Consider the following 23,972-nt stretch of genomic DNA (forward strand, 5'->3'; position numbering starts at 1 on the left):
AAGTATGGGTAGCGGATATTACGTATATATGGACAAGTGAAGGATGGTTGTATCTAGCGACAATTATGGAGCTGTTTTCAAGGAGAATTATCGGATGGGCGATGGATGCGAGGATGACAAAAGAGTTAGTGATTCTTGCCTTAAAACGGGCAATTAGAGCTCAATCTCCAACTTCTGGACTTATTCATCACTCTGATCGTGGGAGCCAGTATGCATCGAAGGAATACCAACAAGTATTACGAACTAACGGAATCATCACAAGCATGAGCAGAAAAGGAAACTGTTACGATAATGCATGTATTGAGTCGTTTCATAGCGTGATCAAACGAGAACTAGTTTTTCACGAAAAGTATAAAACGAGAGATCAAGCCAAGAAAAGTATCATTGAATACATCGTTAGTTTCTATAACTACAAACGGATCCACTCATATACAAATTATATGTCGCCAGTTGCATACGAAAAGCAATATTTCGAAGTTTTACAGAAAACTAGAGTCATATAATCTACCCCTTTTAACCTCACAAATAATTTAAGGGTTACGCCCCTTAAATTATTTGTGAGGCGAGCAAGCGATAGCGCGATAGATTCAGAGCGAAATCTCAATTTCCTCTGTCCATTTTCTTGACATAGTATCAAGTTGCTTTGTGAGATAATATTTCTAGCTATATAATTTTGAGAAATTCCTTTATCTTCTCTAATTTTTTTAATTGTTGTACCTAGTTTGATATTTTCCAATTAATTCTCCTCCTAACATATCTTATATGTATTTTTGCATAATAATCTATTTTTTTCAAATTTTGATATATCATGTTTTGAAAGGAGGTAATTTTATGTATGATACAATTATTGTATGTTTAGATTTATGGTTAATAGGAAATGGGAAATAATGTTTTGGTGGATAGAGAAGTATTTGATAGCTAACTTTGAAGTAACAATATAATCAGTTTAACATTAATTTCTATTAAAAGTATAAAAATTATGAGTATAGTATCACAAGGAGGAGAAAAAATGTATAGAAAAATTTTTTCAATATTAATTATTGTAATATTATTATTTTCTTTAACAGTTACTCCTAGTAATATACAAGCGAGTCCTGTTGATTTAGATGTTTTAAATGTTGAAGTCGGAGGAGAATCTTTTATAATCAGCGAGAAGCTTTCTACAGATACAAAAAAAATATTGGAAATACAAGGGGAGTCAACGACAGATATTGTTACAGTTTTTTATAAAACAGGTGATTTTACAATTACATCAGAAGATGGTTCTGTAAAATCTTTTAATATAAAAGATTTTGAATCTGCTGAAAATCCTGAGTATGCTCCAATGATACCGGAAGAAATAGAAACAGGCGAAAAATATTTACTAGAGAATACTCAATTACCAGGATATCCATCCACATTTGCACGTGATGATCCTCATCGGAAATATTTGGGTGATATAAATAAGTCACTAGGATTTGATAATAGTGCCACATGGAATAGAGAAAGCTCATATATACACGGAGGTCTTTATGTAGATGTATATAGAGGTACTTATTGGACATATACAGAAGTATTGAAAAAATATACATTTTCGGATAGTACAGCAATTTCTGTTATTTTAGGTGTTATAGTAGCTGTTGCTGGGTATGGATTTACAGCAGCTGCAGTGATATCTATTCTGCAAGGATTAGGGATTACAGTGATCAGTGAAAAAATTGCATATGCTATCAGCCCTAGTATTGGTGTTAAACAAAAGCAGGTAGGGCGAGGGTTTGATGTACGTGGACATGGTTTTACTTTAAGTACTAAAAACTGGACTAACTATCTGGAAGTGGTTCATCAAGGGAAAATCAAGCTTGAGAGTTATTCGTCTGACCAATATAATTTCTGGTATAATAACTATAGTAACCAAAATGTAGCTGAGGTGGCTTACCAACAATATCGTTATATTGAAGGTTTGAGAAACACGGCTCCTTATGGTGCAGAATTTTCATGGAGATATTGAAGGTGATGTGAGTGAAGAAGAATATAATGTTAATTATATTAATAGTTCATATTATATCAGCAATTACTCTGTTTTATGTAGGAAAATGCTATGAATTTGTAGTCTCGTCTACAAATTCATGGTTGGCAAATTTAATCCTAGGTGTTGTATTATTTTGTTTAATTATTTTTATTAAACCCTCAATAGTTGATAAATTACCTAACTTGTTATTAATCCTTTATCCAGTTGCCATTTTACTAATAGGTATTATAGTTTTTTATAAATTACCTGACTACACATATGGTGAAGCACGTAAAATGATTGAGCAAATAAGTGGGGAGACAACCCGATATAATAAAGGTGATTTTCCAAAAGGGCAAGAAGGTATGTATTATATATACACAGATACATCGGTGTATATAGTAGATGCAGAAACAGGCGATTATGTAAAAAGATTGTATGAATAAAATGATTTATTTATTATAAAAGGCAAAAATCGCATGAAATCAGCACTTATTATTTGATTTCATGCGATTTTTTATATTTACAGCTTCGTCAGCTCCAACACTGCACCTGAGCGAGCGTCTGCTGCGAATTCGAATGATTCCATTTCGCCATTCATCATACGTGAAATGCCGCCACGATAAACAGGAGTTGTTGTAAAGCCATTGCTAAATTCTTCTACTTTCATAAACACCCATGAGCCATCAATCGGCGCTTCTTTTTTGAACTCTGCCTTAATTTGTTGTAATACTGTGTCTGCTGATAAGTAAGGATCAACGCGTTCGCTAACCTCTTTAATAATAATAGCTGCTGCTAAGCCCGTTGCTACCCCTAAAACAAAATCTCTCAATTTCATTTTTCTTCCCTCCTTATGTCTAACTTTACCATACATAATGTGGCATGTAAAAAATAGAAAATTCGAAGGGCGAAATACTTTTTAACTATGTTATAATAGGAATGTAATTGAACAAGGGGAGTGTTATAAAAGTGAATCAAGAAACAATGGAGCTTTTTAAAACATTAACAGAGCTACCGGGAGCGCCGGGTAATGAACGTGCGGTGCGCAGTTTTATGCGCAGCGAGTTAGAGAAGTATGCGGATGAGGTTATTCAGGATAATTTAGGAGGAATTTTCGGTGTACGTCAATCAGCACAAGCAGATGCGCCGAAAATTTTAGTAGCAGGCCATATGGATGAAGTCGCATTTATGGTGACATCGATTACAGACAATGGCATGATTCGCTTCCAAACATTGGGTGGCTGGTGGAATCAGGTAATGCTTGCACAGCGTGTGACGTTATATGCGAAGGAGCGCGAAATTCCAGGTGTTATCGCTTCAATACCGCCACATTTATTAACCGATGCAGAGCGTGCAAAGCCAATGGATATAAAAAATATGCTAATTGATATTGGGGCAGACTCAAAAGCAGATGCGGAGGCAATGGGCGTTCGTCCAGGGCAATCCATCATACCTGTATGTCCGTTTACACCGATGGCAAATCCGAAAAAAATTATGGCGAAAGCTTGGGATAATCGCTATGGCTGTGGTTTAGCGATTGAGCTATTAAAAGAATTAAAAGACGAGCAGCTAACAAACCACTTATATTCAGGTGCGAATGTTATGGAAGAGGTTGGCTTACGTGGTGCTGGTGTTTCAGCAAATATGATTAAGCCGGATTTATTTTTCGCATTAGATGCATCACCAGCAAATGATACATCTGGTGATAAATCACAATTCGGTCAATTAGGGCAAGGAGCATTGTTGCGTATTTTGGATGGCACGATGGTAACACATCGCGGCATGCGTGAATTTGTTCTGGATACAGCTGAATCTAACAGCATCCCGTATCAATATTTTGTTTCACCAGGTGGTACAGATGCTGGGAAAGTGCATACACAATTAAATGGTGTACCTTCAGCGGTAATCGGTATTTGCTCACGTTATATTCATACATCATCCTCAATTATTCACGTTGATGATTATGCAGCAGCGAAAGAGTTATTAGTGAAGCTTGTGAAATCAGCTGATCGCACAACGCTTGAAACGATTAAAGCAAACGTATAAAAAATGGGGGGTATCGGGTAACCGACACTCCTTTTTTTATGAAGCGCAAAGAAATTCGCAGATAAATTATAAAAAAGCGCAGATAAGCATCCTTTAAGTATAAAAAACGTCCACTTTTAGGACGGTAGGAGATGAAAAATATGTTAGTAGCAATTGGTACACAAAATAAAGCAAAAACAAGCGCAGTGGAAAAAGTAGTGCGTACATATTTTCCAGAAGCGAATTTTATTCATATCAATGTGGAGTCAGGTGTAGCAGCACAGCCGATGTCGGCAGAGGAAACGAGACAAGGAGCAATCAACCGTGCAAAAAATACATTACAACAGACAGAGGCAGATTGGGGCTTTGGCTTAGAGGGTGGCGTTCATCAGCTTGAGGATACATTATATTGCTGTAATTGGGGTGCAATTGCGTTAAGAGATGGCACGGTAATTAGCAGTGCAGGCGCGCAATTTATGTTACCTAATGAAGTAGCAAACGAAGTACATGCAGGGCAAGAGCTAGGTCCTGTAATGGACGCTTTTGCACAGAAAGAAAACACACGTCACAATGAAGGGGCAATTGGTATTTTTACAAATGGTCTCATCAATCGTCAGCAAATGTTTGAGCATATCGTGACATTACTTGTTGGACAAGTTTTATATTTGAATAACAAATAAGCAATGTAGTTGCACAAGTACCTCTAATATTTTAAAATGTATGCTGTAGTAGAAAGTGGGGGAATTTTTATGAAACGCAAATGGCTTCATGGCCTTGCAATTCCGGCGCTTGCCTTTTCACTAGCAGGCTGCGGTAAGTCAGTGCAGGAGCAAATTGAAGTTGGGGTAGCAAGCGCTGAAACCATTTTCCAAGAAGGCGCTGAAGTACCTAACACAACAATAGGTTCAATTGAAGTATTTGTACCGAAGTCTTATACAGTAGAGCAAGGTGCAAACGAAATGAACTATATTTTAACGAAAGATAAAGATTCTTATATATTATTTGTCAATACGAATGAACAAGAGGATAGCAAGCTGCATTATGATAATTTAATGGCTGATCAAACAAAAAATGTAGTGAAGTCTCAGGAAATGGAGTCAGATGAGGAATTTGGCTTTTCAGCGGTTGTTCAATATGAGGATGACAAGCATTATGAATTAATTGTCAGCATCGGTGGTATTAAAATGACAACGATTTCTGAAGATCGCAAAATTGAAGATAAGCTCAACACAATGATGCAAATTGTTCGTTCTGTTAATATTGTCAAATAATATTTGTAAAGCGTCCACTATTACAGAAGGGCGCTCTTTTTTGTTATAATCAATATAAAGGGAGTGACAAATGTGAAATCTCCAGAACTTGTAGAAGCACTCAAACAAAAGCTTGGCGAGGAGCTTTTTAACTGGTCTTATGATCAAGAAACCGATAAAGTGCGCTTAGAGCATAAAACATTACAGCGCGGTATGGATATTTCAATAGCTGAAATTGCGGCGAAATATACGACGAAAAAGCAAGCGGCGATTGATGAGGTCGTTTATACGATTGAGCATACATTTGCAGCGATGCTACAGGAGCAAGAGGTGGGCTTTGGACAATTGTCTGCTGTTTACCCAATTATTCGTTCCGGCTCGTTTCCGAAGGTATCAAAGGAAGGACATGCCTTTGTAACGACAGAGCATACGGCAGAAACGCGTATTTTCTATGCCTTGGATTTAGGTACAACATATCGTTTAATTGATGAGACAATGCTTGAAAAGCTTGGTGTGACAGCAGAGCAGATACGGGAAGTTGCTCGTTTCTCAGTCAAAAAATTGCCAACAGCAACGAAAAAGGATGAGGTATCAGGCAATTTATTTTATTTCCTCAACCATAATGACGGCTATGATGCGAGCCGTATTTTAAACGAGCAATTTTTGCAGGAAATGGCAGCGCAAATCGAAGGCGACATGACGGTTTCTGTACCGCATCAAGATGTGCTAATAATAGGTGATATTCGCAACGAAGTAGGGTATGATGTACTAGCGCAGATGACGATGCATTTCTTCTCAATTGGCGCAGTGCCAATCACATCTTTATCATTTATTTATGATGAAGGCAATTTAGAGCCGATTTTTATTCTGGCAAAAAACAAAGTGAAAAAGGAGCAAGAGAAACAATGAATGTAGCATACAATAAAGAACATGTTGGTGATGTGCTTTTAGTACAATTAGCAACGGAAAATATCGTAAAAACAGTAGTGGACAAGCAAGGCGATGTTGCTTTATTAAAAGAAGAAGCAACTGGCGAGGTAAAGGCATTCAACTTATTCAATGCAAGCAAATATATCGAGCTAACAGCACAGGGTATCGTTGAGCTAACACCAGAGCTTATTGAAAAAATCGAAGCGGCATTAATAGCGAACAATGTGACACTATCATTAGATGTTGATTTTTCACCGAAATTTGTCATTGGCTATGTAGAGGCGAAGGAAAAGCATCCAAATGCCGATAAGCTGAGCATTTGTAAGGTGAATGTTGGTGAGGAAACATTGCAAATCGTTTGCGGTGCACCAAATGTAGATGCAGGTCAAAAAGTAGTTGTCGCAAAAATCGGTGCAGTGATGCCTTCAGGTTTATTAATTAAAGAAGGGAATTTGCGCGGCGTTGATTCATTCGGTATGCTATGTTCAGCACGCGAGCTAGAAATTCCAAATGCGCCATCAGAAAAAGGAATTTTAGTATTAGCGGAGGATGCTGAGGTCGGCTCAGCGTTTGAAATTCCGACGCGCTAAAATAATAAGGTGTAGAGAAATGATGAGATGACTTTAGCAAATAGCTAACGTCATCTTTTTTCTTAAATTTCCCCATTTCCACTGTGTAATCACTGCCTCAAAGCCGTAAAATATGGTATGCTTTTATTATTCTTAGTGCATTTGCAAAATATTAGACACAAAGTATTTTATCATGATTCAGCATAAAACTCGCACCCCTACAGGTGGAGCGATGAATGCTGAGATAGGCTTTCATTCAGGGGGTATCCCAACGCAATTACGCCAAGGCGTAATTGATGTTCTAAAAATAATGAGGTTTTAAAGAAGAGAGTGAGCATATGAACTGGTTTAAAAAACAAATGAATAAAATTTTATATACAGATGAAGAGTATGATGCGTATGAGCAAGAAAATGGGCAATACGAGCAATATGAGCAGCCACAGCAAGCGAAAAAAGCAGCCTTTCGATTTCCGCTTATTGCAGATGAAGAGGTAATAGAAAAAAAGTCAACGCCACAACCGCAGCAGCAAACGAATCGTGTGGAAACAAATAACTCAACATTTGAGCTGCCAAAGTATTTACAAGGAGAGCCTGAGGTTTACGATGTAGAAGTGTCAGGTATTCGAGAGCTACTAGCACGTAGAAAAAAGAGCAAAGGGCAAACGAATATTTATAAAAGCCAGCCACAGGAACGTCGCAATCATTTAACAAGAGAAGAAAAAGATTTTTTAATGCCAACGAAAGCGCATGCTAAAAATGAGCCAAAGCAAGCAACAGTCAACCCACTGCAAAATCGCAAACGCTTTATTCCAACAGATGTGCCATCGCCAGTATATGGATTTGGAAAACCGAAGCCGATTGAGCAATTGTTACCGAAAAAAGAGCAGGCAACAGTGGAGGAAATCGAGCAATTTATTGCTCAGGAAGAAATGCCTGTGTTAGAGCAACAACAGGAGGTAGCTGCAACAATTGAGCAGCCTTCTTTAGCAACAATTGAATTATTCGAGGATGGTCAAGCACCACAACCAGTGGATGTGAATACATCTGAGTATAAGGATATAGAGCAACCGCCCATTATGGAAGAGCAAGAAGAGTTTGATTTGTTAAACGAATTAAAGGTGGAGAACTTAACGATTGAAAACTCCACAATTCATATCGGTCAATTGCATGTAGAGCAAGCACCACAAAAGGAAGTAACGTCAGGAAGCCGCTTGCCATTTAATGTGCTAATGTTAAAATCCGATAAGCAAAAACAGCTTGCAAAGGAATTTGTCAAACAGCATTTACAGCAGCAAGACGTAAAAACTATAAAAGAACAGCCTGCACAACAAGAGGAGTTACAGGAGCAGCTACAAATAATCGAGCAACCTGTTGAATTGGAACGAGAAAATATAGCGCCGCAAGAAGTGCCAAAAACCCTACAAGCAGAGCCTGTCACTGGAATAGCGTCAAAGCAGCATTATGAAAAGCCTTCAACAACATTTTTAGCACCGCCTGAGCAAAAAATGGAAGATTATGATTGGATGGAGCAGCAGGCAGAAGCATTAGTAGAGGCACTTTCTTATCATCAAGTAGCTGCACAGGTGGAATCGATTATGCAAGGACCTGCGGTTACACAATTTGAAATTACAATCGGTCAAGGGACAAAAGTGAGCAAAATTCGCAATTTAGCAGACGATTTAAAGCTTGCATTGGCCGCAAAGGATATTCGGATTCAAGCGCCGATTCCTGGTAAGCGCACAATTGGTATTGAAATACCTAATTTAATTTCTCGCGCTGTCCGCTTGTCAGAAGTTACAAATAGCCCTGTTTTTAAAGATTCCGACTCACCTATGGAGGCAGCGCTTGGCTTAGATTTAACAGGGAAGCCTGTAACATTAGATTTGCGAAAAATGCCGCATGGTTTAATTGCTGGTGCAACAGGGTCAGGAAAATCTGTTTGTATTAACTCCATTTTGGTTAGTCTATTATATAAGGCTGATCCAAATGAATTAAAGCTGATGCTAATTGACCCCAAAATGGTAGAGCTTGCACCATTTAATCATATCCCGCATTTAGTGAGCCCTGTTATTACAGATGTAAAAGCAGCAGCAGCAGCCTTGAAATGGGCGGTAGAGGAAATGGAGCGTCGTTATCAGCTATTTATGCATGCTGAAGTGCGTGATATTACACGTTTTAATGCGATAGCCGAGGCAAATGGACAATATGCGCAGAAGCTTCCATATTTATTAATTGTCATTGATGAGTTAGCTGATTTGATGATGATGGCACCTACCGATGTAGAGGATGCAATTTGCCGAATTGCGCAAAAGGCACGTGCTTGTGGTATTCACTTAATTGTCGCAACACAGCGTCCTTCAGTTGATGTCATTACAGGCTTAATTAAAGCGAATATCCCAACGCGTATTGCCTTTGCGGTATCATCACAAATCGACTCACGTACGATTCTTGATATTCAAGGCGCAGAGCGCTTGCTTGGGCGAGGGGATATGCTGTATTTAGGAAATGGCATGTCAGCGCCACAGCGTATTCAAGGAACATTCGTAACGGATGACGAAATTGAAGAAGTCATTCGCTACGTGCGCAGCCAAGGACAACCAGATTATATTTTCGAGCAAGAAGAATTATTGAAAAAAGTTGAAACAATAGAAGCACAAGATGAGCTTTTCGAGGAAGTATGTCGATTTGTTTATGAGCAAGGAACAGTTTCTACATCGTCGATTCAGCGCAAGTATCATATCGGCTACAATCGTGCAGCAAGGCTAGTAGAGATGCTAGAAGGGCACGGATTTGTGTCTGAGCAACGAGGGAGTAAGCCGCGTGAGTCATTAATTACAGAATCAGATTTAGAAAATTTATAATGATACTGGACACACAAATAAGTATGAAAATATAAATTAGCTGTCTAAACTGCAGTTTAGACAGCTTCCAACAGTAGAGAAGTTAGAATAGTCGTTCATTTATTGTTCTACATATTTAGTGCTATAATAAATTAGTATTTTTTATCTCAATTCACTAACACTGTAGCGTGGAGCTGAAGGTTCATTATTGTGCACTACAGTAGAATTACTGAATACGCCGATAAAGGTGAAGATTTACAGCACCTTTGCGAAAAACAGCAGATCGTGCTGAATGACGATGAATTTTCTTTAATTTTAAACAGGATCTATGTATCCTAGGAGGTTTCAACATGACACGTTATCATTTTACAGGTATTAAGGGTTCTGGTATGAGTCCATTAGCGCAAATTCTTTTTGATTCAGGTGAGCAAGTTCAAGGTTCAGATGTAGAAAATTATTATTTTACTGAAAAACCATTACGTGATAGAGGAATTACTATCTTACCATTTAATGCAGACAATATTGAACAAGGGATGACCGTTATTGCAGGAAATGCCTTTCCAGATGATCACCCAGAACTAATTCGTGCGCGTGAGATGGGTGTAGAAGTAATTCGTTATCATAAGTTTTTAGGTGATTATAGCAATCGTTATACGTCTATTGCTATCACCGGCTCACACGGAAAAACTTCTACGACAGGCTTAATGAGCCATGTTGTTGGTGGCTATATGCCAACATCTTTCTTAATTGGAGACGGTACGGGAGCAGGAACGGAAAATGCGCAATATTTCGTTATGGAGGCGTGTGAGTATCGTCGGCATTTTTTAGCATACAATCCAGACTATGCTGTAATGACAAATATCGATTTTGACCATCCAGATTATTTTACAAGCGTTGAAGATGTATTTGATGCTTTCCAATCGTTGGCGATGCAAGTGAAAAAGGCGATTATTGCTTGTGGTGATGATGAGCAATTACAGCGTATTCAAGCGCAAGTTCCCGTTGTTTATTATGGCTTTGATGCAGAGAATGATTTTGCAGCACGCAATGTAGTGAAAACAACGAAAGGCACAGAGTTTGATGTCTATGTGCGCAATGAATTTTACTCACAATTCTTTATTCCGCAGTACGGTGATCATGCGGTATTAAATGCCTTAGCAGTCATTTCACTGTGCCATTATGAAGGGATACCGACGGAGGTTATCCAAGGGCGCTTAGACACGTATGCAGGTGTAAAAAGACGTTTTACAGAAACGATTATCGGGAATACTGTACTAGTGGATGATTATGCGCATCATCCAACAGAAATCGCAGCAACATTGCAAGCAGCGCGCCAAAAGTATCCTGAAAAGGAAATCGTTGCGGTATTCCAACCACATACATTTACGCGTACACAAACATTTTTACAGCAATTTGCAGATAGCTTGAAAGACGCAGATGCCGTTTATTTATGCGATATTTTTGGCTCTGCACGTGAGCAGCTGGGCGCATTAACAATTGATGCGTTAGCGCAGCTAGTTGAAGGTAGCAAAGTGCTGCAATTAGATACGGTGGAGCAATTAAAACAGCATGAAGGGGCCGTATTATTGTTTATGGGTGCTGGTGATGTGAATAAATATCAAGCAGCATTTGAGCAATTATTGCAAAATGTCTAGCTCGATAAGCAGGATTTTTTGAAATGTTTGTCGAAACAGAACTATAACTAGCTATAGGAGGTCAATTTTCATGGTAGTCGTACTTTATATCGCTGCATTAGTCGCAGCAATCGGTTTTTTATTTTTATGTGTAAGTATCGGTATGACATTATTCTCAGTAAAAACAACATTAAACAATATTGCAGGAACAGTTGCAGGTATTGAAGGACAAATGGAAGGCATTACGCGTGAAACGACATCGCTTTTGACAAAAACGAATACGTTAGCGGATGATATTACGGAAAAAGCTGAGAAGCTAAATACAGTTGTCAATGCTGTCAAAGGGGTTGGCGATTCAGTAAATGGCTTAAATGAATCTGTTCAGCGTATTACAAGCTCCATTTCTTCAGAGGTAATAAAAAATGAAGAACAGATTGCTCAAGTTGTTCAATGGAGCGGCGTTATGATGGGGATTGCTGACAAATGGCGCAAGCGTAAAACGATAAACCCAGATGATCCAACAGTTTATACAGTTGATGGTGTAAATGCTAAACGCAAAAAATAATGAAAGGATGGATAGACAATGACAGAACAAAAAACAACGAACTTACCACAAGTATACACAACAAGAAATGAAGATATTTATGGTGAGGAAACGATAAATATGAAAGATTTTATTATTGGTGCATTAGTCGGAGGGATTGTTGGCGCAGCAGCGGGCTTACTATTGGCACCAAAATCTGGACGCGATTTACGCGGAGCAGTTGCAACACAAGCTGTATCATTGCGTGATCGCAGTGTAGAGCTTTCTTCAACAGCGAAGGAAAAAACGGTACAGTTGTCAAGCCAATTAAAAGAGCAATCAACTAATTTAGTTGATAAAGTAAAAGCAAAAACAGCAAAAGCACCAACAGTTTTTGACGATGGTACAGTTTCTTCAGAGGGTGAGGAGCCACTTGATGAGATGATTGAAGCAATTGTGGAGCCAGCGGTACAAGAGCCTGCTGAAAATATGTCTGAAATCGCACGTCCATCTTCTATTTAATGCATTTTTCGTAGTGCGTCTTATAGGCACTTCTCAATAAAAAGAGGCTTTTTGGAAAGTTGCTACTTTCTAAAAAGCCTCTTTTTTACGTAAACTTAATTTCCAACATATCGCCACCGAAAATTTCTGCATCGAAAGAGGATGGCACACCATTTCTTAAAATGGTAAAACCGCCTTTTGCTTCAGCTGGTAGCTGCCAGCTTGAAAAGCGGAATACATCTTGGAAAATCCAAGGGCTGTGGTCGACTGCATTCACTTTAATTGTAGCGCCATTCGGCACGGTAGCCTGTGGAGATAGGGTAGCGCCGTTGATTACCATTTCACGTACTACTTTCACAAGCTCAATACGTTCACCTTGGAATGTCACAAGGATGCGATCTTCCAATAGTAAATCTAAATGATTAGCTAATGTTTGGACAGTCGGTAAAGAATTTTGTGTAAAGGCTAATCGGTCACCATCCTGTACAGGGTAATGGATTTTACTTAGCTTGCCATTTATCAATAATTCAGAAGAGAGTGTCGGTAAATAGAGCGGCTGCCCATCTATATGTACAACGTAGGAGCGCAATTGCTCAAGCAATGCTACATTATTCGTATACTTTAAAATATCCTCCACCGTTTCTACAATTTGAAAATCGACAATATCCCGATCCTGTAAAGCTTGATCTAACGTTGCTAGTTTCGTATTTACATAAACTTTGGGCTCCACCGTATAAGGTGTACCGTTGATTGTCACCTTTTTTGAAAGCGCGTCATCCACAATGTCTCGCACAATCGCTGTTGCATCACGTCCATTTTGACCTTCAATAAGCGTAATCGTATCGCCATTTTTAATGGATGATTTCGTGGAAGCTGGTTCTCCATTTAATAAAATTTGTGCAGGCTGTCCATGCTCACCAGCGATAAAAATCGCTTGATTGTTTACTGTAATGGATAGCGCATGTCCTGGTTTACCATATAGCTGCTTCGCTCGAATGTTGGCTGCTAAAAAGGCATCAGCAATCGTCATTTCCTTTAATTCAAATAATCGTACAACTTGTTCGTTTACTGTTATGGCCATATATTGAATCGGCGCTTTTTTCGCTGCAATGGCAATACCAATTGGTGTAACAAGCTCTGGCGTGACAGGAATAGACGGCTCTTTCGTTAAATTTTGAATCGCATCAATGCCGCGCACAGCGACGCGATTTTCAGGTAATTGTAACACTTTACCAAGCTCTGCTGTTAAATTAGGCGTTAAGCTACCGCCACCAACGAGCATTACCGCTTTCGGTGCAAGCTGATTGTTTAAGCGTAAAATTTCCGACCCGATTGCATTTGCTAATGCAGTAATGGATGGGTAAATTGCTTGTAATACCTCCTCATGTGGTAAGTATTGATCAAAGCCTAAAATATCTTGGATTCGTATATCACCATCGGCCTTGTGCAGCTGTCTTTTTGCAGTTTCCGCAACAGGGAAGTCTAATAAATAATGATCGCTTAATGCCTCTGTAATCTCATCTCCCGCTGTTGGCACCATACCATATGCAATAATCGTACCTTTATCCGTAATGGCAATATCTGATGTACCTGCCCCAATATCAACGAGCGCAACATTTAAGCGACGCATTGTAGAAGGAATCAATACATTAATCGCTGCAATCGGCTCTAGCGTTAAAGCTTCCATTTCTAAATCAGCACGTTTTAATGCTGCAAGTAGCGACTCTACAACAACACGAGGTAAAAACGTTGCGATGACTTCGATTGTTGCCTCATCGCCTTGCTGGTCCAACAAGCTGCCAATTTCTTCATCGTCCAATTTATAATACAGTACAGAATAACCAACACAGTAGTAGTGGCTAGCCTTTGCATCCTCTTTTTGTTGCAACAATTGCTGCTGTGCCTGTTGAACAGCCTGTAATTCTAATCGGCTAATATCTTCCTCTGTAAAAATAGGTCGATTTTTAATATTAATTGTAATGCTTGCTTGCTCGGTTTTTAAAGCACGTCCTGCCGCAGCAACACTTACTTTTGTTAAAGGGCCATGCTTTTCCTCTAAAGCCTGTTTAATTTCGTTGATGAGCTCTGCTACGTACAGCACATTATGTATTTGACCGTCAACCATTGCTCGTTCTTTATGCTCTCGTATGACCATATCAGCGACATGAAAATGCTGATCATGCTCTTCTAAAATAATGCCAACGACAGAGCGTGTGCCGATATCTAAAGCAAATAACTTTGAAGTCATTTGTAATCGCTTCCTTCCTTGATATAACTACAATTAACTTTAGCGAGTTGAAGCGCTAAATTAAAAATGCGTGACATTTATAGATAAGTTGTCTATAATGGTATTATTAATTAAAAATGTATCATATATTTCAGCGTTCTGAAAGTGTATGTACACTCAGGAAGGAGAAAATAAGTAATGAGTCAACACGATTTAGAAAGTTTACGTGGTCAAATTGACGGCTTAAACTTAGAGATTTTACGCTTAATTAATGAGCGAGCAGAGATTGTTAATGAGATAGGGAAGATTAAAGAAAAGCAAGGTGTGAATCGTTACGATCCTTTACGTGAGCGCCATATGCTAGATTTGATTAAAGAGCATAATAACGGTCCATTAAATCAAATGACAGTTGATTATATTTTTAAACAAATTTTCAAAACAGCATTAAAGCAATTAGAAGAAGTGAAGAAAAAAGAATTACTTGTATCTCGTAAAGAAAAGTCAGAAGATACAGTTATTAATATTAATAATGAATTAGTAGGAGCAGGTGCCCCATCATTCGTATTCGGTCCATGTGCGGTTGAATCATACGAGCAGGTGGCGCAAGTTGCGGCATCAATTCGCGACAAAGGCTTAAAACTAATTCGTGGTGGTGCATACAAGCCACGTACATCTCCATACGATTTCCAAGGGCTTGGCTTAGAGGGCTTAAAAATCTTAAAGCAAGTATCGGATGAATATGGTTTAGCGGTTATTACAGAAATCGTAACACCTGCTGATTTAGAAGTGGCAGTTGATTATGTTGATGTCATTCAAATTGGCGCCCGCAATATGCAAAACTTTGAATTGTTAAAGGCAGCAGGGGCAATCAATAAGCCTGTTCTATTAAAGCGTGGACTAGCTGCAACAATCGACGAGTTCATTCACGCAGCTGAGTACATTATGTCAAAGGGGAACGAAAATATCATTTTATGTGAGCGTGGTATTCGCACATACGAAAAAGCGACACGTAATACATTAGATATTTCAGCTGTGCCGATTTTAAAACAAGAAACGCACTTACCTGTAATGGTTGACGTAACGCACTCAACAGGTCGTCGCGATTTATTATTACCATGTGCGAAAGCAGCGATTGCTATTGGTGCAGATGGCGTAATGGCTGAGGTTCACCCAGATCCATCGATCGCATTATCAGACCAACAACAACAAATGGACATCCCAACATTTGATGCATTCTACGATGAAGTGTTGAAGTTCATGAAGCAATATGAAGTGAAGGCTTAATTTTAGGAGGCTATCGAAAATTTTTCGGTAGCCTTCAACTGTGCTGAAGAGGTCTTTGAAAGCTGATTTTCCAAGCTTTAAGGCTTTTTTTTGTCGATTTACGTTTTTTATTGAAAAAGGAAATGAAAGTATATATGATGAAGTATAAGAAAAGTTGAGATAAGAGGATTGGAGGCGATTATAGTGACAGTAACAATTTATGATGTAGCGCGTGAGGCCAATGTTTCAATGGCCACTGTATCACGTGTTGTCAATGGCAACCAGAATGTCAAGCCTGCCACTAGAAAGAAGGTATTAGAAGTAATTGAGCGATTAGAGTATCGACCAAATGCGGTGGCGCGAGGATTAGCTAGTAAAAAAACAACAACGGTAGGCGTAATTATTCCTGATATTTCAAATACGATCTATGCAGAATTAGCGCGCGGTATTGAAGATATTGCAACGATGTATAGCTATAATATTATTTTATCGAACTCTGACCAAAAAGAGGATAAGGAGCTAGAGTTGCTTGATACGATGCTCGGTAAGCAGGTGGATGGTGTTGTTATGATGAGCGATAATGTAACAAGCAGCATTCAGCAGGCGATTAAATCTTCACCTGTGCCAATCGTCTTAGCAGGCTCTGTTGATGAGAAAAAAGAAGCAGCCTCTGTTAATATTGATTACTATCAAGCTGCATATGAGGCAGTGCGTATTTTAGTGGGAAATGGTCATAAACGTATTGCGTTTGTATCTGGTCCATTAGATTATACAATTAATGGAATCTATAAATTAGCAGCGTACAAGCAGGTGCTAGAGGATGCTAACATTGAACTTGATGAGCAGCTTATCGTAGCAGGTGATAGCACATATGATGATGGCATTTCAGCATATGAGGAGCTAGCAGTAATTTCAGCACCACCGACAGCATATTTTGCTGGGAGTGACGAATTAGCTCTAGGACTTATTCACGCTGCACAGGATGCAGGTAAACATGTACCAAACGATATTGAGGTTATCAGCTTTGAAAACTCGAAGCTTGCGCGTATGGTGCGTCCACAATTATCGAGCGTTGCTTTGCCACTTTATGATATCGGTGCAGTGGCGATGCGATTGCTAACGAAAATTATGAATAAAGAAGAAGTGGCGGAGCAAACAGTTGTGTTACCACATCATTTGGAAATCCGCCAATCAACGAAATAGTAAACATGGGAAGGGGGCTGCTTAAAAAGCGGTCCCAGTTTTTTATTATTACCACTTAAAAATAGCTGTAGGAAACACTCATATTTCCTACAGCCATTCTATTTATTCAAAATATGTAATGCTTTTTGCAGCATTTGTGCATTTTTTTCCTCTATTTCTGTTTTGCGAGGAATTGGCTCGTATAAAGGCTTTGGGTCTTCCCATGTTGGTATTAATTCAACGGGGGCCTCTTGCTGCCAATGAGCAAGCCACTTTTCTGGCAATGGACCTGTTGGGCAAGGTAAATCATTCATTTCTGTCCAAAGCACTGCCCAGGCGCGTGGTACGACACGCCAAATATCATAGCCACCACCGCCTACACCAATCCATCTACCGTCGCAATATTCATGTGCTAATTGATGTGCAAGCCTTGGAATTTCCTTGTAAATTTCCATCGTGCCATATAAATGGGTCAGCGGATCAAAATAATGGGCATCTGCACCATTTTGCGTAATCACAACATCTGGTTTAAAATGCTCAAACACAGCACGCATCGCTTGTTCATAAATCGTTAAGAAGCTTTCATCCTCTGTAAAGGCATCCATTGGGAAATTAAACGATGTGCCGTAGCCTTGTCCGCTGCCACGCTCTGTTACATTGCCTGTGCCAGGGAATAAATAACGTCCTGTTTCATGAATTGACAATGTGCATACATTCGGGTCATCGTAAAAAGACCATTGCACGCCATCTCCATGATGTGCATCCGTATCAACGTATAAAACACGCAAGCCGTATTTTTTTTGGATGTAGCGAATCGCTATACTGCTATCATTATAAATACAGAAGCCTGAAGCTCGTCCATAAAAGCCATGGTGTAGCCCGCCACCTAAATTAAGTGCATGACGTGCCTTTCCTTGCAATACGGCATCGACGGCTTGTAGTGTACCACCAACTAATAGCGCGCTCGCCTCATGCATATTTGGGAAAATGGGCGTATCCTCTGTACCGATGCCATAGCGTTCACCTTGTTTAGCTGAAAGCTCACCATGTCCAGCCTTTTTCACAATATCGATATATTTTTCATCATGTGCCAGTGCAATTTCCTCGTCTGTAGCGAGCCGTGCTGGAATAATATCCTCATCTTTTAAAGCGCCAATTTCCTTTAGCAAATCCATTGTTAAAATTAACCGTTTATGATTAAACGGATGTGTGTCCGAAAACTTATAGCCGAGCTGATCAGGCGAATAAACAAAAAGTGCGTTTTTCATATTTGTATCCCTGGGACATTTGGCCATAAAACATCAAAGCCTGCTTTGCGTAAATCTTGAATAATTGCTAATGGATTAATAATTTGTAGTCGGACGCTTACAATTCGGTTTTCCTCGTTTCCAGTATCAGGGTAGATGAGCACGCTTAATACATTGACTTTATGGTGCATAAATATTTTTGAAATATCATGCAGTACCCCAGCTTTATCAGAAACGCGAATATCGATTTTAGAGCTCGGTTTGTGGGCTCCAGTCAATTCGATATACGTATATAAAAGGTCTGTTGTTGTAATAAGACCAACTAATTGATTACGAGAAACGATTGGTAGACAGCTAATTTTTGCTTCATAAAGAGTTAATGCTGCCTCCTCTACTAAATCTAATGGATGGCCGACAATCGGATTTTTAACCATAATATTGTTTAAAGGTGTATTTTTAATTGTAGCTTTTTCTTGCTCTTCAACATCATCAGGGAACGCATACTTCACATCATGCTCTGTTATAATTCCAATTACTTCATTGTCAACATTGACAATCGGTATATGACGTATATCGTGCTCACGCATTAAATGTGCAGCTTCTCCTACTGTATTTGTAGGCAGCAATGCATGCACATTTCTTTGCATCATTTCTTCAACAATCATTTTTTAAACCCCTTTGTATAAAGTTTAACTTGAATCGGTAGAAATCCTGCAATTACGTTAAGTTGTAATTGACTAAATAAAGCGCCTTTTAAAACGTAAGCGGTCAAAGCGCTCCATTGTTTCTGCATCGACACGTTTGCCAACGCGTGCCATTAGACAGTTTGCTGGGTGAGAGGTGATTTCTGGGTCATCTGTCGTAAAAGGTTCAAAGCCTACAGAACTCATCATACGTTCCATCATTTTGCGATATTCCCATACATTTAGCCCCGTGCCCTTCAAATCCCAATGCCAATAATATTCCGTTGTAATGACAAGGTAGTCTTCCATTGCATCGTCCGCAAACGATATTTCAAGCAGCTTTTTTCCTACCCCTGTGCTGCGATAAGCTGGAATAACCTCTATTGCACCTAGCTCTATCATATTGTCAATTTTGTCCTCTGCCCAGCGCTCAAGTGGATCAGGGTATAAATATGTCACATAGCCGACGATGAGCTCTTCGTTTCGGACGATAATGATGCGCCCCTCCTCTAATGAGGCGATTTTAATTAAAGCCTGTTGTTGCTGCGCAGCAATTCGGAATGAAACTAACTCATCATGAAAGGCATAACGAGCTAATTGTTCAGGATGTACAGGACCTTCAACATATACTGTGCCATGCCGCGTCTCCATTGCAGTGCTGAAAAAGGTTTTTTTATGCTCCATTTATACACCACCTAATTATTCTAATTTCCATTATACAAAACATTTTAAGAAAAAGGGAGTAGAGGCAAAAAGTTAGCAATCAAGACTTAACAGGACGTAAGACAGCTGCCTAAAAATTGAGGAAATCTGTTTAATGCAAATCATCGATATAATTTTCAGTAAAACAAATAAAAATTCAGTTGACTAAATAATTATACATATTTATACTAATGCTATCTTATATTTTGGAGGGACGGCCATGAAAGTTGGAATTATCGGTGCGACAGGATACGGAGGACTTGAATTAATCCGCTTTTTACACAATCATCAAGAAGTCGAGAAAATTGAATTATTCACTTCATCAGAGGAAGGTGCTGTTTTTTCAGCGAAATTTTCTCACTTAGTGGGGATTGAGGATCGGCCACTTCAAAAAATTGACGATGAAGCATTACAGCATTTAGATGTCGTTTTTGCAAGCACTCCATCAGGGGTAACGAGCAGTCTATTGCCACCGTTGCTACAAAAAGGACCTAAATTAATTGATTTATCAGGCGATTTTCGTTTGAAAAATCTAGCAAGCTATGAGCAATGGTATAAAAAAACACCTGCACCACAAGAGGCGGTGGAGCAAAGTGTCTACGGTTTATCAGAATGGAATGAGCACAACATTGCAGAGGCGCATTTAATTGCCAATCCAGGCTGTTATCCGACAGCAGTTTTACTATCCATCTTGCCATTAATAAAAGATAACTTAATTGACCCAAGCTTTTTAGTCATTGATGCAAAAAGTGGTATATCAGGTGCAGGGAATAAGCCATCACAGGCTAGTCATTTTAGTGAAGCAAATGAAAACTTCTCCATTTATAAAATAAATGAGCATCAGCATATTCCAGAAATCGAGCAAGCGATTGCAATGTTTGCCAATGTGGAAACAAAAATTTCATTCAATACACATTTAGTGCCGATGACGCGCGGTATTTTAGCTACATCCTATGCCGCTGTGCAGCCTGGTGTGACACAGCAAAAATTGATTGACTGCCTGCAAGCAACATATGCCAAACATCCATTCGTACGTGTAGTTGAAGAGGCATCTTCCATCGGTACAAATCGTGTGAAAGGCTCTAATTACTGCGATATTTATGTGCAATTAGATGCGCGCACAAATCGAGCAACGATTGTCGGTGTTATTGATAATTTAGTAAAAGGTGCGGCAGGGCAAGCGATTCAAAATATGAATATACAAATGAATTTACCACAAACAATGGGCTTACAAATGGTGCCATTATTCATTTAAGGAGGAAAATACATGTCAGCTATTATTGAATTAAAAAAATTATCAGGTAAAAATATCGTATCGCCAAAAGGCTTTACAGCAGCAGGTGTACACTGTGGCTTAAAGCATAAGAAAAAGGATTTAGCCTTGCTAGTTAGCGAGGTGCCGGCAAGCGTTGCAGCAGTGTTTACGACGAATGCTGTGCAGGCAGCTCCGTTAAAAGTAACAAAGGAAGTTGTTTATGAAACGAAAAAAATGCAGGCGATGTTTGTCAATTCAGGTAATGCTAATGCATGCACAGGCAAGCAAGGGCTAGCAGATGCCTATGAAATGCAGAGGCTAGCAGCGGAAAAATTAAATATTGATGCCAGTTTAGTAGGAGTCGCTTCTACAGGTGTCATCGGTGAAATTATGAAAATGGAGCCTGTGAAAAAAGGCATTGACATGCTAGTACCGAACGATGATTTAGAAAGTAGCATTGATTTTTCTCAGGCGATTTTGACAACGGATACTGTCATGAAAAATACAACCTATGTTACAACGATTGATGGCAAGGAAGTTGTTATTTCAGGCACTGCGAAAGGCTCAGGTATGATTGAGCCAAATATGGCGACGATGCTCGGCTTTATTACGACAGATGCCAATATCGAATCAAGCGAGCTACAAAAAGCATTATCCCAAATTACGGATTGTACATTTAACTCGATTACAGTAGATGGCGATACATCAACAAACGATTTAGTTGTTGTCATGGCAAACGGCCTTGCGGGGAATGAAACGTTAACGCCCGCACATCCTGAATGGGCAAATTTCTACACAGCATTACAAGCGGTAGCAGAGGACTTAGCAAAATCGATTGCGCGTGATGGGGAAGGGGCTACAAAATTAATTGAGGTGGAAGTAGCAGGCGCATGGAATGATGCGGAAGCACGTAAAATTGCCAAATCGGTCGTAGGCTCGCCACTTGTCAAAACGGCGGTATTTGGCTGTGATGCTAACTGGGGACGCATTATTGCAGCGGTTGGTTACAGCGGGGCAACTGTTGATCCAGATAAAATTACGATTCAAATTGGCGGTGCCACAATGGTGGAAAATGGTGAACCAATCGCTTTCTCAGAGGAGCAGTTGATTGCGATTTTAAAGCAGCATGAAGTCAAAATTTATGTTTCTTTAGGTCAAGGAGATGGGCATGGCTTTGCATGGGGGTGTGACTTAACGTATGACTACGTCCAAATCAACGCATCATATCGCTCGTAAAATTGTCATAAAATTAGGTGGGAGCACATTAGAGGGGCTGAACCCTGCTTTCTTTCAAAAAATACTAGCACTGCGGCAGGAAGGCTACAAAGTCATCATCACACACGGTGGTGGCCCTGCCATTAATCGCACATTAGCAGCGAACAATGTAGCATCACATGTCATTAATGGCATACGTGTCACAACGGCTGAGGCAATCGACTTAGTGAAAACAACATTAATCGGGCAAGTCAATCCATTTCTTGTGCAGCAATTAAATGCGGCAGGGATACAGGCGGTTGGATTAAATGGCTTTGACGGTCATTTACTAGCAAGCACCTTTTTAGATGAGGCAACATACGGCTATGTAGGACACATTGAAAAGGTCAATACAGAGCTGTTAGATGCCCTCTTAACAGCCAATATCGTCCCTGTTATTGCCTGTATTGGTACAACTGCTGATGGGCAGGCATTAAACATTAACGGAGATACGGTGGCAAGCGAGGTTGCTTTAGCAACAGAAGCAGAAAGCTTACTACTTGTCACAGACGTTTCAGGCATTCGTATTGAAGGCGAGTACCAATCAGAAGTAACAGAAGTAGCAATTAATGAATGGATTGCAGAAGGCCATATTTACGGTGGAATGATTCCAAAAGTGCAAGGAGCGCTCGCTTGTTTAGCGGCGGGCATTCCTGCTGTTCAAATTGTAGATGATACGCTTGACGGCACAAAAATAAGTGCCAGGCACACACACAATTCTCACACAATTTAAAGGAGACGATAACAAGATGAGCGCATTATTTCAAAATTATGCAAGACGACCTGTCCATATTGTGGAAGGCAAAGGAACGATTGTTCACGACAATCAGGGGAAACGCTATATTGATTTTACAAGCGGTATTGCAGTTTGCACACTCGGTCATGCCCATCCAGCCATCGTGCAAGCATTACAGCAGCAAAGCGAGAAGTTATGGCATGTGAGCAATTTGTTTGAAAGCCCAGAGCAGGAAAAGCTAGCGGCATCATTAGTGCAGGATTTGCCGTTATCCTATGCTTTTTTCTGTAATAGTGGGGCAGAGGCGAATGAGGCAGCGATTAAATTGGCGCGTAAACATACAGGCAAGCATCATATTATCGTTTTCGAACAATCCTTTCATGGGCGTACATTTGGCGCAATGTCTGCGACAGGGCAAGATAAGGTGAGAAATGGCTTTGGTCCATTAGTTGAGCAATTTACAACATTGCCATTTAATAATGAAGCAGCACTTGAAGCGGCAATTGATGATACAGTAGCGGCAATTATGCTAGAGCCGATTCAAGGGGAGGGTGGCGTCAATGTTATTACACCGCAATTTGCGGAGACTATCCAAAAAATTTGTGACAAGCATGATATTTTATTAATTGTAGATGAAGTGCAAACAGGAATTGGGCGTACAGGTACGCGCTTTGCTTTTGAGCAAACGGCATTAAAGCCTGATATTGTTTCGATGGCAAAGGGGTTAGGTGGAGGCTTCCCAATTGGTGGGATACTAGGAGCAGCAAAATTATTCGATACATTTAATCCAGGGACGCATGGCACAACATTTGGTGGTAATCCATTAGCGGTCGCTGTTGCACAAAAGATTGTTGAGCATGTTTTTAATGAAGCATTTTTACAGCAAGTACAAGAAAAATCAGGCTATTTGCAGCAAAAGCTACAGCAAGCATTTACGGATGAAAAGTTTGCGATTCAAGGAAAAGGCTTAATGCTTGGGCTATACTGCGGTGGAGATGATGTCGCAAGCTATGTGACACAATTAGAGCAGGCAGGCTTGCTCGTTGTACAGGCGGGGCCAAACGTTATTCGCTTATTGCCACCGTTGACGGTAAGTGAGGCAGAAATCGATGAGGCTGTAGCCATTTTACAACAAGTATTAGTTGGTTAAAAAAAGGAAAAGCG

23 protein-coding genes are annotated in these 23,972 nt (G+C 39.7%); 18 read left to right on the plus strand and 5 right to left on the minus strand.

Annotation, left to right across the window (positions count from 1 at the left end; translation table 11 throughout):
* The 3 genes from M3Z76_RS16760 to M3Z76_RS16770 all read left to right on the plus strand — a co-directional run.
* A partial coding sequence (locus M3Z76_RS16760; RefSeq protein ID WP_295657161.1) for an IS3 family transposase occupies positions 1-503 on the plus strand: 503 nt, incomplete at its 5' end.
* 506 nt (positions 504-1,009) lie between these two features.
* Complete coding sequence (locus M3Z76_RS16765; RefSeq protein WP_293929000.1) at positions 1,010-1,987, plus strand: hypothetical protein; 978 nt, start codon at positions 1,010-1,012, stop codon at positions 1,985-1,987.
* 11 nt (positions 1,988-1,998) lie between these two features.
* Positions 1,999-2,433 carry a hypothetical protein gene (locus M3Z76_RS16770; protein WP_293929001.1) on the plus strand — a complete coding sequence of 145 codons (435 nt, stop codon included), beginning with the start codon at positions 1,999-2,001 and terminating at the stop codon, positions 2,431-2,433.
* Positions 2,434-2,510: 77 nt separating this feature from the next.
* On the opposite strand, the gene M3Z76_RS16775 is transcribed toward M3Z76_RS16770, so the two are convergent.
* Entirely contained in the window at positions 2,511-2,825 is a 315-nt protein-coding gene (locus M3Z76_RS16775; protein WP_293929002.1) for a hypothetical protein, read from the minus strand.
* Positions 2,826-2,956: 131 nt separating this feature from the next.
* Here M3Z76_RS16775 and M3Z76_RS16780 point away from each other — a divergent pair, with 131 nt between their 5' ends.
* The 9 genes from M3Z76_RS16780 to M3Z76_RS16820 all read left to right on the plus strand — a co-directional run bounded on the left by M3Z76_RS16780 (position 2,957) and on the right by M3Z76_RS16820 (position 12,280).
* Entirely contained in the window at positions 2,957-4,033 is a 1,077-nt protein-coding gene (locus M3Z76_RS16780; RefSeq protein ID WP_293929003.1) for a M42 family metallopeptidase, read from the plus strand.
* 140 nt (positions 4,034-4,173) lie between these two features.
* Positions 4,174-4,692, plus strand: a complete 519-nt coding sequence (locus M3Z76_RS16785) for a DUF84 family protein (protein WP_293929061.1) — start codon at positions 4,174-4,176, stop codon at positions 4,690-4,692.
* A 69-nt stretch (positions 4,693-4,761) separates the two neighbouring features.
* Entirely contained in the window at positions 4,762-5,283 is a 522-nt protein-coding gene (locus M3Z76_RS16790) for a hypothetical protein (RefSeq protein ID WP_293929004.1), read from the plus strand.
* 63 nt (positions 5,284-5,346) lie between these two features.
* A complete protein-coding gene (locus M3Z76_RS16795) occupies positions 5,347-6,171 on the plus strand; it encodes a DUF1444 domain-containing protein (RefSeq protein ID WP_293929005.1) in 825 nt (274 codons plus the stop codon).
* Entirely contained in the window at positions 6,168-6,782 is a 615-nt protein-coding gene (gene ytpR / locus M3Z76_RS16800; RefSeq protein WP_293929006.1) for a YtpR family tRNA-binding protein, read from the plus strand. The genes M3Z76_RS16795 and ytpR overlap by 4 nt, the downstream gene beginning before the upstream one ends.
* Before the next feature lie 317 nt (positions 6,783-7,099).
* Positions 7,100-9,622: a DNA translocase FtsK gene (locus M3Z76_RS16805; protein WP_293929007.1), complete on the plus strand. Its 2,523-nt coding sequence runs from the start codon at positions 7,100-7,102 to the stop codon at positions 9,620-9,622.
* 329 nt (positions 9,623-9,951) lie between these two features.
* Positions 9,952-11,256 (plus strand): UDP-N-acetylmuramate--L-alanine ligase, encoded by a 1,305-nt coding sequence (murC, locus tag M3Z76_RS16810; protein WP_293929009.1) that lies wholly within the window; start codon positions 9,952-9,954, stop codon positions 11,254-11,256.
* A gap of 70 nt (positions 11,257-11,326) precedes the next feature.
* Positions 11,327-11,800 carry a DUF948 domain-containing protein gene (locus M3Z76_RS16815; RefSeq protein WP_293929011.1) on the plus strand — a complete coding sequence of 158 codons (474 nt, stop codon included), beginning with the start codon at positions 11,327-11,329 and terminating at the stop codon, positions 11,798-11,800.
* An 18-nt stretch (positions 11,801-11,818) separates the two neighbouring features.
* On the plus strand, positions 11,819-12,280 hold the full coding sequence (locus tag M3Z76_RS16820; protein WP_293929012.1) for a YtxH domain-containing protein: 462 nt from the start codon (positions 11,819-11,821) through the stop codon (positions 12,278-12,280).
* Positions 12,281-12,365: 85 nt separating this feature from the next.
* On the opposite strand, the gene M3Z76_RS16825 is transcribed toward M3Z76_RS16820, so the two are convergent.
* Positions 12,366-14,507, minus strand: coding sequence for a cell division FtsA domain-containing protein (locus M3Z76_RS16825; protein ID WP_293929014.1), 2,142 nt, complete (start codon positions 14,505-14,507; stop codon positions 12,366-12,368).
* 177 nt (positions 14,508-14,684) lie between these two features.
* On the opposite strand from M3Z76_RS16825, the gene M3Z76_RS16830 reads away from it, so the two are divergent.
* Together M3Z76_RS16830 and ccpA are read left to right on the plus strand one after the other, a co-directional pair.
* Positions 14,685-15,770, plus strand: coding sequence for a bifunctional 3-deoxy-7-phosphoheptulonate synthase/chorismate mutase (locus M3Z76_RS16830; RefSeq protein ID WP_293929015.1), 1,086 nt, complete (start codon positions 14,685-14,687; stop codon positions 15,768-15,770).
* Positions 15,771-15,953: 183 nt separating this feature from the next.
* On the plus strand, positions 15,954-16,952 hold the full coding sequence (ccpA, locus tag M3Z76_RS16835; protein ID WP_293929016.1) for a catabolite control protein A: 999 nt from the start codon (positions 15,954-15,956) through the stop codon (positions 16,950-16,952).
* A 98-nt stretch (positions 16,953-17,050) separates the two neighbouring features.
* Here ccpA and M3Z76_RS16840 read toward each other — a convergent pair whose 3' ends face one another.
* The 3 genes from M3Z76_RS16840 to M3Z76_RS16850 all read right to left on the minus strand — a co-directional run bounded on the left by M3Z76_RS16840 (position 17,051) and on the right by M3Z76_RS16850 (position 19,545).
* On the minus strand, positions 17,051-18,199 hold the full coding sequence (locus tag M3Z76_RS16840) for an acetoin utilization protein AcuC (protein ID WP_293929017.1): 1,149 nt from the start codon (positions 18,197-18,199) through the stop codon (positions 17,051-17,053).
* Positions 18,196-18,843 carry an acetoin utilization AcuB family protein gene (locus tag M3Z76_RS16845; RefSeq protein WP_293929018.1) on the minus strand — a complete coding sequence of 216 codons (648 nt, stop codon included), beginning with the start codon at positions 18,841-18,843 and terminating at the stop codon, positions 18,196-18,198. Before M3Z76_RS16845 ends, M3Z76_RS16840 begins: the two co-directional genes overlap by 4 nt.
* Before the next feature lie 72 nt (positions 18,844-18,915).
* Entirely contained in the window at positions 18,916-19,545 is a 630-nt protein-coding gene (locus tag M3Z76_RS16850) for a GNAT family N-acetyltransferase (RefSeq protein ID WP_293929020.1), read from the minus strand.
* A 238-nt stretch (positions 19,546-19,783) separates the two neighbouring features.
* Here M3Z76_RS16850 and argC point away from each other — a divergent pair, with 238 nt between their 5' ends.
* Genes argC through M3Z76_RS16870 form a run of 4 tightly spaced genes read left to right on the plus strand, consistent with a single transcriptional unit; the run spans position 19,784 to position 23,958 of the window.
* Entirely contained in the window at positions 19,784-20,818 is a 1,035-nt protein-coding gene (gene argC, locus M3Z76_RS16855; RefSeq protein ID WP_293929022.1) for an N-acetyl-gamma-glutamyl-phosphate reductase, read from the plus strand.
* Between the two features lie 12 nt (positions 20,819-20,830).
* Positions 20,831-22,054, plus strand: a complete 1,224-nt coding sequence (gene argJ / locus M3Z76_RS16860) for a bifunctional ornithine acetyltransferase/N-acetylglutamate synthase (protein ID WP_293929024.1) — start codon at positions 20,831-20,833, stop codon at positions 22,052-22,054.
* Entirely contained in the window at positions 22,017-22,805 is a 789-nt protein-coding gene (gene argB, locus M3Z76_RS16865) for an acetylglutamate kinase (protein WP_293929026.1), read from the plus strand. Before argJ ends, argB begins: the two co-directional genes overlap by 38 nt.
* Positions 22,806-22,821: 16 nt before the next feature.
* Positions 22,822-23,958: an acetylornithine transaminase gene (locus M3Z76_RS16870; protein WP_293929028.1), complete on the plus strand. Its 1,137-nt coding sequence runs from the start codon at positions 22,822-22,824 to the stop codon at positions 23,956-23,958.
* Positions 23,959-23,972 lie beyond the last annotated feature (14 nt).

It is taken from the genome of Metasolibacillus sp. (genome assembly GCF_025291715.1).
GTDB lineage: Bacteria > Bacillota > Bacilli > Bacillales_A > Planococcaceae > Metasolibacillus > Metasolibacillus louembei.